This window comes from Paraburkholderia sp. C35 (genome assembly GCF_003121405.1).
GTDB lineage: Bacteria > Pseudomonadota > Gammaproteobacteria > Burkholderiales > Burkholderiaceae > Paraburkholderia.
On sequence record NZ_QBUY01000031.1, the window covers coordinates 23,643 to 36,038 of the forward strand.

The window sequence follows — 12,396 nt, forward strand, 5'->3', positions numbered from 1 at the left end:
TAGAAAACACCTTACATTACTATGCAAAATATACTGATACCCACAGTGCTCCAGCGAAAATTCGCCATATTTTGGCACTTTTTACGTATTTTGGCTTATTTTGACAGACATTCGTAACATTTTCGATAGCTTTCAGTGGGGCAGACTTCCCCCCGAACAACCTGCAAAGAAAGCGGAGAATCGTGCACGGAAGCCTCGCTTTCCTTCATGTGGCGTATAGAGGGTTTGGCGCGTGAACGAGACCCGTCCCCCCGCCACGACCCGCCGCGACGGTCCCTATAGGGACAATGGTGACGCCGTGCCCCCGAGCAGCCCCCCCCTACCTTCCTGCGATCCGCATGTGCACAGACGGATTCGGGCGCCATTACCCATGACGGTCAGTCGCACGACCCAAGTATGTAGCGATTGAATCGCGGTACCGCAAGCACAGGGCGTGGGCCGCATCAGACTCATAGCCACAATTCCTACCAGCGAATATGGCGGCGTGCGCCCAAGCGTATCGTGCTATGACAGGAGTAGTCACCGGGTCAAGCGTCCAGCCTAAGGGTGGCGAGTTGAGCATTCGCTGCAATTGACTTTCTCGCTCGTCTGCGGGCATGGCCTCGTCAACCGATGCGAGGTAGCGATCGTAAGTCGCGCGCGACGAAAGCCCCCAACGTACGAAGTGGCCTTCAGGAAGGGAGCGCTCGACCGTATCCGCGATATCCCGCGCGCGTCCAGCACGGGATTCCTCAGCCAGCGTGATTGGCGCGGTCAACGTAGCTATTACGCTGGTCGGATTAAACCGCTCGCCATCAACGTATGGCAGATCTTCGTCGGGGTTGCTCGTGACGTAGATGACGTAAACGTTCTTCCGGTCATGGGGCGGGAACTGCTGAAGCAGTTCAGATATCGACTCTAGTCCGGAATTGTCAGCAAGACCGCCATCGGTCACAGTCACCGATGAATATCCGTTTTCGCACCCACTACCACTCGCTGTCCTGAGCCCGTTCACTGGTCTGTCTGCACATGCGGTACCGACAGCGCTCACGATGGGAAAACGCGCGCTATTCAACACAGCGTCGATTGCTCGGATATTTGAGTCCAGAATACGAGCGCCAGGAAGTTGGAGCGGTACGCTGCTCGCAACTGCCCGTTTCCCATCCGATGCAGTCGTGCTATTGAACATCAGGATCGGCTCCACGAAATCCCCGACGGGTCTTCGATCAAGATTTTTCTCAAGACGGCCTTGAGAAACCAAATCGGGCTTTCCAGCTTCCAGTTGTCGCCACCCGCGGACCCAAGCATCCGTGAGAGCGGCGTCCCGAGTAGCATTCTCATGGGGTTTCAGAGAAGCAATCGGAACGTCGTGAAGCAACATCCGTGACATTGATGGCGAGAGAAAATCTGAGCTGAAATATTCTTCCATCGTGGATGTCCATGACCGACCATGTATCAGTCGCGGACCCGGCTCAAGGCGGAACATGCCCTCATCGGCAGCAGCTGTCCATACCATTGCGCCGAGCGAGCCACCCGACACGCCACTAATCGCAAATACATGCTTCCTCACCCATCCCTGAGTCTTCTCATCAGCCGCAGCAAGAGTCATGGCGACGTGAGCCGCCGCCCGAACTCCACCTCCGGCCGCGGCGACAAGGATGATGGGTGGATTGACTTCATCGCGGTGCGCCGTGGCCCAATCCGAGCGAAATTTTTCAAACTGTGACGCGGGGACTTTTGCCAGTCGAGGTGGCCCCATGAGTTCCGGCAGCATGTCGAGTGTGGGCGCCAGCCGGTATATTACATATCCGCCAAAGCATGCAAGCGCAATAGCGACAGGCGCGCCCAACTTCCTGAAATAGGGAAGATGAGCAAACAGGCTCAAAAATATTAGGAGCGATATGAGGGCTGGCAGTACTAGCAGAGCAATGAACTGGCCTTGCAACCACACAAGCGTAGTCAACAGCAAGGCCGTTACTCCGCCCAGCGCAATGTACCTTACAACGCCTCCTGTTCGCCCGCGGCCCTCCAGGCGCTCCTTGAAGAGTACAGCGCTCAACGTTCCAGGCAGCATCCAGACGCTCGCGACAATGACCACCTTCAGCGAAATTTCCGGCTCTGCCGAGCCATGCAGGAGCCAGCGAAGATCCGAGCAGAAGTAAATAAATACCAATCCTGCAGCTACATCTGTGATGCCCGCTGACGTCGGAAAAATTCCTGTTCCTTTCTTCGTCCTATACAGGCGAACAATCATGAGTGCAATTGGGGCAGCCAAGCCCAACATCGCCGCGGAGGTGTACCCGGCAAGCGCAAAGACAGAGAGGTAGGAGTAGAAAGCCACCGCTACGCCAAGCCACATGCGACCAGGCTGTAGAGCTTCTCGCGCCAGCGGCACCGTTGCGATTGCCAGAAGCGTTGCTACCGTCTTTCCCGAAAAGTCAACGAGCGGGGACGATAATAGCGGAGCCAACAGTAGGCCGTACGCGCATACGGTGAGCAAAAGTGTGGTAGTAAGCGTTTTCCAGAACCGGAACTTTTCGGGGTAGTTCCGCTCGACGACGCCTTCCCATGTCGACAAACGTGATATATCCGCATACGCCCAAGACATGCAGAGCACCAAGACGTTGCCGGCTATCCAAAGAAGTGCGTCTCTCCCTGGCGCCTCGAATCCTCCTAACAAATTTCGGTCTAGAGGCGTGAGATAGAACGCAGTTGCTAACGAACTCTGCAACGACCGTGACTGGGCTGGTACAAACAGCGCAAACGAATATACCAATGTGATGATAGCAATGAAGCGGATCCGAAGAATTGCGCTCGAGATACCCGCGTATGCAGCCTGCCATACAAATCCTCTTGCAAGGGCAACGAGTTCTGCTCGCCCCCGCACGACAAGAATCAGTAGAGCGATAGTCGATAACCACATCAAATTTCGATCCACCGTCACAAATGCAATCGCTGGCTGCAGTACCGGTTGAAGATAGGTCGAAACCATGCTCATGTAACTCATATCATCGAACAGTACTTTGCAAACATACGTTTACGACAGCTTCGCTGATGATCTTTAGATACGATTCCGTAAATTCTGTATTACGTTTCGTTTAAAAGAGAACGCTACACCTTTCGAGAAAAACGAAAGGAGCATTTCATGTTGAACGTTAAATCGAGTCGCGGTGACCCTCTCGCGCTGGTTGTGTGGTCTCTTTCTGTAACAGTTGTGCCCTACTTCGACCTATCCGCCGTCCTTGCGATGAAAGATATGCTGGTGATGTGCAGAATCGACATTTCTGGCTTGACCGCCATATGCGCACTGCTTTCGACGAGCCTCACCATTGCACTTGCGAGTTACTATCTGCAACGAAGGAAACAAGCTTTATACGCTGATTTCTGGAAGGCCTTCCTGGGCCCCGGCTCGAACTCGTAGCAAAGGTCATCGTGGAGGGACCGCCGACAATGGCAATGTACCTATTCATCAAAGTTCAACGCATAGCCCAAGTGGCCCGAAAGCTCGCTGAGTCTGCGTTTGTTGTACGCTGATTGCCAGATCCAGAACAATAGCGAATTCACTCAAGTCCCTCCACATTCGCGAATCGGCGCGAATGTCAGCTCATTGCAGATCCGGTTGAAAACCTGGGATAAAAGAAGACTATCGAGCGATCGGTCGCGCCAAAGAGATAAAACAGCCTTCATCATCGTGGCCGTCGGGTACTAAGCTACGTACGCGCATATGTCTTCCGCGATGTCGCACGTCAAGTCGGAGCGCAGTAAAATTGAATGCCCAATCGACGACGACAGCTGGTCGCGTGAAAGTTGAAAACGGATCCACCGAGTCTCCCAGAACATAAATTGCAAACTGATATCCCTAGGCGCCCTGCCACACGTCCGGTATAGACAAAACATGAGAACCGGCTAAGAGTGGTAAGCGCCGAGCGTCACTGTGTAGTTGGTAATACCATCGTCGCAAGACAACCAACGACTTGCGCGCACAGAATTCGTAAGCCTGTGCATCCCACTTCGCTTCGTAGCCGAGAGTCTTGAGTGTGTCGTCCACTCCCGGCGTGTAAACAAGGCATGCGGTGAGGAGTTTCGGAGCCGGCAGGCCGGGAAATTCATATTCATCGAGCGCTCCAGCAGCCAAAAGCGCAATCGCGTCTGCTGTCAACAAGTCAACGGCAAGACGAATGTTGTGACGTAGAGCGCGAAAAGACTCATCGGTGCGGTAGCGATACGGGATGTTGAAGATATGCGTTGTCCCATTGCTCAGAGCAACGGAAACCGAACCGTTGGCTTTCCAGTTGTCGACTGCGTCCCAGACATCTGGCTCAGCAGGATTCGCCAGCCAGACCAGACGTGCGTCCTTTATCTGAAGCAGGAACATTAGCAGGGGGTCGGTATTGGTACCAACCAGACACATATCGAAAACTGCACGACGAGCCTTTGCGTATGGCAGAGGATCAAATTTCACCACCTGCTCGAGAACAAGACCTTTAAGTCGCAAGTCCTGAAATTGCGAAGCTGGCGAAATGATACCGAGATGAATACCAGAAAACCTACGTGCTGCATTGACGACGTTCATGTTGGCTAAAACATCATTTTCAATTTAATGAAAATAGATTAATGGCCAATCCTACATAAATCAACGTTTAAATTATATCAACTTTGAAAATGACCTTCGCGATAACTATTTATCCTTGACGCCCACCCCACTTACTTGCGCTCCCATTCAGATGCGACAAAATCACAAGAATAGTATAAGAGTTTAAATGACGTATAAATAATTGGATATTTATCAACAATACTTGATTTATAAAAGAATTATCAATAATCTCTTTCAACTTCCTGCTTCGGCACTGACCCAACAGTCCGGATCCGATAAAGGCCGTTCGACTTGGCACGGGAATCGCGCGTTTCTATCGAGACGAGTCGCGATTGCTATCAATCGTCACGTCGAGGCACCGGCCACTCGACCAACAATCTGCGCCGAATGAGCGGCGCATCAACAACAAGGACACATGCCGCCATGCGATACCCTGACGATTATGAGCTGCCAATCCCGGAACCTATCACACTGCCAGAGTTGCTTTTCGAACTTGAAAGAGAGGTATTAGCAGTTGCATCACCCGACGGGCGGTACCTGGCGGCCTGGAAAAACCTGACACCTGCGAGCGCGTTTTCGTTCCTGTTTCGTCACAGAGGTGACATCCGGGAACGTTGTGAGCGGGATGAACATCTTTTCCAAGCCTACGCCGAAGCCGCACCGGTTTTCCTTCAAGACATGTGCCGCGTCGCCACATTGGTGGAGGCCGCGCTTGACGGAAAACCCTACGAAGGTCCAGTGCTCTCAACGTCCGCGAGCAAGCAACACGACTCAGAAGTGCCTGGTGCGCGCAAACGGCTAGCCACACAATGGTCTGCGGACATCAGGGCGTCGTATGACCGAATGCTTTCTTTCGCAGTCAACGCTGGAACCACGGAATCTGTCACAACCGCAGGGACGACGACATGGACTGCCGAAACATCGCGCTTCATCGAGGAATTCAGATCGAGTGAATTTGCGGACCGCACGGTTTTTCATCTCAGAGACACTCAACTTCCCTCCCCTCTGAGGACCAATTTTTGGCGAAACCATCTCGCAATCAAGGTGTCTGACGAGTGGATGGCCGAGTATTCGACCTATGTGACACACGATGCTCCGTCGCTGGCTGTCACTCAGCGTCATTATCACAAGCCAACGCTCGTACTCGAACTCGCATCGGGCACCATCCGCCTGGACGCGATGCGAATGAGCAGCCACCTGCGAGAGTTCAGCACTGAACTTCCCATCCTGTTTGTTTCAACCGATACGTGCGCTCTGGCCTTGCACCGGTTCAATAGTCTTGTCGATGGTTTGACCATTGAAGATTATGCGGGTCGACCGGACTCTCATCATCTACTGCCTCATCGCGATAAGATTGTACGGCTTCCGAACGGCTCCACTGTTGTCGCAGAAGAACGATTCAGCATGTTCGAAGAAGGCTGGGGCACAGAACGCTCACTGACGAGCGACCCAGATGAGCTTGAGGAAATCCCTTTCTGAGCAGAATCATGGTGGCGGAACCGACGAACGGATTCGAAATTCCACAGAAAGGCACACGCGGCGATAAGCATCGAACAGTGCGCTCGACCGCGCCTCATCTTTCGCGACAAAATCTAGATAGTCGATCAAATTCGCCGACTCTTGAAGGACGTCCTACTCTTTTCTGACTTCGTCTGCAAATTCGTCGAGAAATCGCTCCGCACGATAGTCGGGGTAGCGGGAGATGACAGCCTTGGCAACTCTCGAAACGGCTTTGCGCTCAGCGGCTTTCTTGGCGAGTATCTCCACAGTTCGAAGAGAGATGGCAGCAGAGAGAACTTCCGTATGTCTTCTTGCAACGGCGTAAAAAGGTCAAGCGCGTTCGCATCGCGGTCACTCTCCGGATTGAAATTTTGTTGTGTGGTCGTTTATAACCTAACTCAATACAACAAACTGACTGCACCTCAATCGTTCGAAAACCTGCTCACCACATTCTGAAACGCAGAGCCGACCAAGGCGTCTCTGAAGCCACCATGCGGCTAATTCACACGGCGACCCTTCGCTTGAGCAATAGTTGTGACGAGTTGCTCGTATGAACACCGAACCGAACGCCCAACGCATACTGGAGCTGTCAGTTACTCAAGAGTCTCTGGCTCTGGTGACATGCGAAAGTACTGAGAGGTCCAATAAACCTATTCTTAACGGCCGATTAGTGTTCATCTCCCAGATGCCTCGAAAAGCCGCCCGCCAATTGCCACAACAGCCGAGCGAGCATCGTTATACCGGAATCAAACCACCGGCCCACATTTGCAAGTTGCTAGTGCTTTGCGCCACGAAGACACCGGCTTTCCGGCCGATGGCAACTGCAGCCGCTTGTGCTGCTGCATACACCTGCTCTGGTGTATGCGAACCGGTTGAAAGGTACGTTGCATCCGGCATGCGAAACGTTGTTTCTCCCAGCGACACGGTGCGTTTGAAACCACGCGCCTCCATCTGCTCGTGCAACTTGTCGTAATCACCTGCTTGCTCGCCGTGAAGTTCGACGCGTGTCATGAATTCAGCCATTTCCCATCCTGTTGTGACTTGCTGTTGACTGCGCCCGGCCCCGAGCGCCTCGCCAGTATATGCAGCAAATCCTATGCATCTTCAACTCCCGTGTAAACCCTAATCACGCAAACCATCCGGAGAACAGTCGGCGCTTCACAGGCCGAGAGCATAGGCAGAGCTACCGATACGACTCGGCGATGGCCGTTCTTGCTTCAACAACCGGACCGCTCTTGTGTTCTGACAACCGGATTGAAGACACAGATCCATTTCGAAATGACGATACAAATCGTCGCTTTTCACAGTGAGCCGCCGGCCGAGCGCTTTCCCTCCGCGCTAGCGCACTTTTAGGCGCTGACGCCAGCGATCTCGCGAATGTCAACGAAATCACGATAAAAACGGGCGCTACACGAGCTTTCCATCAGAGCTCGTGTCATGCCCGCAAACCGTCCCTATTGCAACGAAGCCTATCCTGAAGCGCTTCACCTCGACCCCAAACTCTTTCCTCTTCGCTACTCGTGCGTTGAGCTATTCGCCGGATGCGGCGCAATGGCAACCGGTCTGTCGCAAGCCGGTTTTCAACATTTGGTGATGGCTGAATTCAACAAGCACGCCTGCGAAACCTTGCGTCGGCACTTTGCACCAGACGCGGCTCGGGCAACGTCACTTATCATCGAAGATGACGTACGCAACGTCGACTGGGCAACTTTCAGCGATGTTGATCTCGTTGCGGGCGGTCCTCCGTGCCAGCCGTTCTCGGCAGCTGGTTTGGCAGCCGGAAAATACGATCAACGAGACATGTGGCCCGAGGCAATCCGGGCAGTCCGCGAGATGCAACCGCGAGCGTTTCTATTCGAGAATGTCAGAGGACTTCTTCGCCCCTCGTTTGCCTCCTACCTTGAAAACATTGTCGAAGCATTGGAATGCGGCGGACGTTCGTCGGAAGCGCGAGCGTATGAAGTCGCGGTCATCCCTGTAAATGCCGCTGATTATGGGGCACCGCAAAAACGAGAGAGAGTCCTGATTGCAGGCATTCGCCGCGACGTCGGCGCCCTTCGCCCATTCCCTGCGGCAACCCACTCGGCTCGCCGACTGGTGTGGGACAAATGGATTTCAGGCGATTATTGGGACAGGCACGGCCTGCCCCGACCTATCAATGCTGCCATCCCGCGTTCCGAGGCAGCACTTATTGCATCCCTCGCCCGCTCTGGGGCAGCACCTTCCTCACTCTCCTGGCGAACCTGTCGCGACGCCTTCGTGGGTCTTGGCGAGCCAGAGAGTACCTCCAGCATCAGCGGCCATGAATCGCGCGGCTTCGGCAAACAGTACCCCGGACACATAGGGAGCCAACTGAATGCGCCTGCAAAAGCCCTGAAGGCTGGCGTTCACGGCGTTCCCGGTGGCGAGAATATGGTGATTCTGGACGATGGCCGCACGCGACACTTCACGGTACGTGAAGCAGCACGACTTCAGGGAATGCCCGACTCTTTTCTACCCACAGGCTCCTGGTCACAGGCTATGCGACAGCTTGGCAACGCAGTGCCTGTGCAATTGGCCGAAGTTGCGGGCTCGTGGATAAGGGAAATGCTGGGTTGAATTGAGCGCAGCCGAAGCACGTCGAGAATCACAGACGGAACACTGGCACTCAGTCGCGCAGAAGCTCATCACAAGTGTTTGAGGTCGCTCGGGTCAGGAAGGATAAAACCCAAAGGCTATACGCATCCAGACCTCCACGTTCCCGAAAGAGCGAGACTTCCTCGATATGCCCAATACAAAACACGACCGCTTGCTTCAAGACGCTCTTCTCGCCGCCATGTCCCATATGGCGCGGCTGGATGATTCAACACCCGTTAGCATTTATAGAGCTCCAACCAAGCTGTTGATGTGGATTCTGCGGCAGAGAAACCCTCGGCTTACCTTCCAGATATATCAGGAAGATCTCGCGGACCAACTCATCGCGATACTCGACGAGTATGCTCAGCTGCGCGCGTTCTCAATTCAGTTCGTAGAGGAGGAATACGACCCGCATGCATGGAACATTCCGAAGCGCCGGGTTCAACTCGAACACCTTGAATATGCTCTAACCAGATGGGACGCACCGGCTTCAAAGCATTTCCGCGAATTGTTCGCGAAGGCAGCGCTCGACATCACGCAGCGACAGGATATCGATGGACGCCTTGTTCGAGCGGAACGCGCCTTGCTGCGTTCGTTACGCCGACCGGTGCCACCTCAAGGGTTTGACCACGAGGGCGCAACCCGGATTCTGGAATTCAAGTCCGCAACTCGGTCTACTACCGACAACGTCAAAGCCGCAGTGAATTGGGTCTCCCGGTACCTCACCCGTATGGACAACGGAGCCGACAGCAACTTCTGGAAAGCTGTTGACGCGAACGTCGCGATCGATTGGTTGAAGCAGGACAAACCTGACCTGATGAGGGCTTTGCTGGCCGGGGAATGCCTCGACGAAGTCCGCGTGGCAGCTACACGCCTGGTTGAGGGCAATAGGCGCACAGAACTTGTCTGGGCAGCACTTGGGCATTACCTGCGCGACTTGCTCAAAATCCACTGCGACCGCAATCTCGCTCTCCGCATCATCAAGCTGATGATGTCAACGATGCGTGATGACATCGCTCATGATGTTTCGGCAGAAAGCGTTTATTCAATGTTCAGTCGCAGACTTCGACCACCCCACCTGAACGAAACACAACGTCTGCGTGAGACCGAGCAGACAGCGGTTGCAATCGATTACTTACGCACTGAAGGCGGCAGCAGCAAGGGCTGTTTCCTCCTCGAATACAAATCGTTACCCAGGTCCTTATGGAACCACTCCGCAGAACGGTATTGTCTCGCGGTACACCTACCCGACGATTGGCTGCAACAGCGTGACCAGCTCGCGCGCGATGACGGTATCCGCCGTTTCTTTTCGGAATATCAGCACGGTGAATCTTGTTTTCATATAAAGGTGAACCGGTCTTTCTGGATGCCACACGACGATGCGCTGAAGGTTCTCGAACACTTCAGGTCGGAATTGCCCGTCGCGTACGTTTTCGGGACGGTGGTGATTCTCGTTGTGTACCGGTTCAATCGCTTCACCGATTTCGAGTCGATAGCTCGCGTTCGCCCGAAATATCTGGATACTTATACCTTGAACGATGGTGACTGGATCTACGCGGCCGCCAATCAGACTGTGTCGAGAAAGGATGGGAGCCAACTCAAGCCGACGATATTCGACACCGTAGGTTTTTTTCCCGAGATGGATCGCATCGCTGATAAATTAGTTCCAACCAGCTAAGCAATCGCGATTCATCGCCCGAGTACCTGCGTGACCCGAGGCTTCTCCTTCGAATTGTCGAGCAGGCTCGCGGGCTCGCGCGTACCGGGCATCGGGAATGTCAACTCAAGGCGTCAGCACGTTCCAACGACGCCTGATTGCGTGAAACGGGACATGAGTTGTCCAAAGTCCAATTCGACGTGCCCTCAATACCGGGAACGAAAACGAAAAAATTGCTATTTGGTTTGCATACAGCAACGTTTTTCGTCGCTCTACGCAAACGGAAAAGTAGGTTTCTCGACGATTTTTTCGTCAACGAGCGTGTTTCAAAGCCTTGCAGCGTTCCCAGATGAGAGCGAAGCGCTGCTTCGAGCCAGACAAGTTCGAGACGCTCTGTGGCCGAAACCGGACGCGGTGGCAGCCTTTGGCGGGGGATTGTTCCTGCAGCAACAAGGATTTGTGGTGCCGCTCGCTCGTCCGCCCGGACCCGGTTTGCAGCGGGCCAGCACTAACCTCTTCGATCCGCAAGCGGAACGGCTCGCTCTTTGACACCAGCTACCGTGTCATCCGCTTGATCGCTCCCCTTCAACATCTTCCCCAATCGATTGAATGCAATCGGTTAGGAATTCGACGATTATCATCCGTCGGAGTTGCGACCCTGGAGGACAGTCCTCCGGATTCAGCTTGTTTCTCGCTTTGCGGATAGCTCGAGTTGCGCCTTCAATCGCTTCAGCTACGGCCCACAGCGCTTCACTGCGTTGCGTGTCTTTCAGATTTTCGCTTTTCATCGCTAGTTGTTTCCTGCCCCTCCCCAAAGCTCGCATGCACGGGGTAGCCTTGGGATTTTCATCAAAAGTCGTGTCCCGCGGATACTAACCAAAAAGCCTCGTTTGTGCTGATGGAACGACATTTTCAAGCCGTTTATTCTAAGGTGCGCCTCTCTGTTCGCCCAGTTTGCTTTCGCAGGGCAAACGCTCGCCCCTGCTGAGGGGCGCGGCGAGAACGCCACCACCATGGGTGCTGTTCGCACTCCGGGATGGCTTGCAACCCGGCTGCCGAGCCACTGCTCGCGTACCACACTTCTATACGCTGCATGAACGCCGCGCAAGGCAGCCCCACGTGAGCCTCCGGCCATCTGAATCGACGCGTTGGACGTTTTTCAAACTTGGCCAAAGCCACCGATCGCATCGCAACTAAAAACGGAGGCTAATCCGGGCGAACGCTCTTCAAGCCAAGACAGCGCGCCGCGCCCGTTGCTGCTGCCCTGCTCCGCCAATCGGTTGTCCGGAGGCTGGGACGGCCCTTTCGCGGCCCCACGCGCGAATATTTTCGATCTGCTCGGGACTCGTTTTTGAGAGGGGTACAACATTGTGAAAACTTCGCCGGAAAAGGTCGTCAGATACCACCGCGTCGCCACTCAAAAACGCTTCCTTCACCACTTCGCGAACTGCAGATTCGAGATCCGAACCCGCAAACCCTTCGGATGCCTCTACCAGCTCGGTCATCAAAGCATCGGTCGGCTGGTATTTCAGACCACGGCGGATGTAGATATTGATAATGTCCTTCCGCTCCTCCGCCGTTGGCAGATCCACAAAGAAAAGCTCGTCAAAGCGGCCGCGACGCAGGAGTTCTGGCGGGAGTCGCGACACGTCGTTTGCAGTTGCAACGACGAATACACGGGAGCGTGCTTCCTGCAACCAGTAGAGGAACTGTCCGACCAGCCGCGTCGACGTGCCTCCGTCACCGGACCCTTGGGTTGCGCCGGCGAGTCCCTTCTCGATCTCGTCGATCCAGAGGACACATGGTGCAACGTGGTCGGCTGTGCTTAGAGCGTCTTTTAACCGCCCCTCGCTTTGACCAAGATATTGGCCATGGATGGTTGAGAGGTCCAGACGGTACAGCGGCATCTTCCAGTTGTGCGCGATAGCCTTCGCAGAAAGTGACTTTCCGCAGCCGGGAACGCCGACAAGCAGCACGCCACGCGGAGGCCGGATTCCGCGTTCCCGCAAATCTGCAGTCAATAGCGGACGCTCTTTGTCGAGCCAGGCCT

9 protein-coding genes are annotated in these 12,396 nt (G+C 54.4%); 4 read left to right on the plus strand and 5 right to left on the minus strand.

Annotation, left to right across the window (positions count from 1 at the left end; translation table 11 throughout):
• Positions 1-364: 364 nt before the first annotated feature.
• Positions 365-2,977, minus strand: a complete 2,613-nt coding sequence (locus DK391_RS19825) for a hypothetical protein (protein ID WP_109479676.1) — start codon at positions 2,975-2,977, stop codon at positions 365-367.
• A 147-nt stretch (positions 2,978-3,124) separates the two neighbouring features.
• Between DK391_RS19825 and DK391_RS19830 the strand changes: the two genes are divergently transcribed.
• Positions 3,125-3,400 carry a hypothetical protein gene (locus DK391_RS19830; RefSeq protein WP_109479677.1) on the plus strand — a complete coding sequence of 92 codons (276 nt, stop codon included), beginning with the start codon at positions 3,125-3,127 and terminating at the stop codon, positions 3,398-3,400.
• Between the two features lie 438 nt (positions 3,401-3,838).
• Here DK391_RS19830 and DK391_RS19835 read toward each other — a convergent pair whose 3' ends face one another.
• Positions 3,839-4,552 (minus strand): hypothetical protein, encoded by a 714-nt coding sequence (locus DK391_RS19835; protein WP_109479678.1) that lies wholly within the window; start codon positions 4,550-4,552, stop codon positions 3,839-3,841.
• 444 nt (positions 4,553-4,996) lie between these two features.
• Between DK391_RS19835 and DK391_RS19840 the strand changes: the two genes are divergently transcribed.
• Positions 4,997-6,052, plus strand: a complete 1,056-nt coding sequence (locus tag DK391_RS19840) for a hypothetical protein (protein ID WP_109479679.1) — start codon at positions 4,997-4,999, stop codon at positions 6,050-6,052.
• 756 nt (positions 6,053-6,808) lie between these two features.
• On the opposite strand, the gene DK391_RS19845 is transcribed toward DK391_RS19840, so the two are convergent.
• A complete protein-coding gene (locus DK391_RS19845) occupies positions 6,809-7,096 on the minus strand; it encodes a DUF2622 domain-containing protein (protein ID WP_109479680.1) in 288 nt (95 codons plus the stop codon).
• A 414-nt stretch (positions 7,097-7,510) separates the two neighbouring features.
• Between DK391_RS19845 and DK391_RS19850 the strand changes: the two genes are divergently transcribed.
• Together DK391_RS19850 and DK391_RS19855 are read left to right on the plus strand one after the other, a co-directional pair.
• Positions 7,511-8,671 carry a DNA cytosine methyltransferase gene (locus tag DK391_RS19850; protein WP_109479681.1) on the plus strand — a complete coding sequence of 387 codons (1,161 nt, stop codon included), beginning with the start codon at positions 7,511-7,513 and terminating at the stop codon, positions 8,669-8,671.
• A 166-nt stretch (positions 8,672-8,837) separates the two neighbouring features.
• On the plus strand, positions 8,838-10,367 hold the full coding sequence (locus tag DK391_RS19855) for a hypothetical protein (protein ID WP_109479682.1): 1,530 nt from the start codon (positions 8,838-8,840) through the stop codon (positions 10,365-10,367).
• Between the two features lie 542 nt (positions 10,368-10,909).
• On the opposite strand, the gene DK391_RS19860 is transcribed toward DK391_RS19855, so the two are convergent.
• Positions 10,910-11,134: a hypothetical protein gene (locus tag DK391_RS19860; protein WP_109479683.1), complete on the minus strand. Its 225-nt coding sequence runs from the start codon at positions 11,132-11,134 to the stop codon at positions 10,910-10,912.
• A gap of 438 nt (positions 11,135-11,572) precedes the next feature.
• The gene (locus tag DK391_RS44915; protein WP_204117399.1) at positions 11,573-12,367 is read right to left on the minus strand and encodes an AAA family ATPase; all 795 of its coding nucleotides are present in this window, start codon (positions 12,365-12,367) and stop codon (positions 11,573-11,575) included.
• Positions 12,368-12,396: the final 29 nt, after the last annotated feature.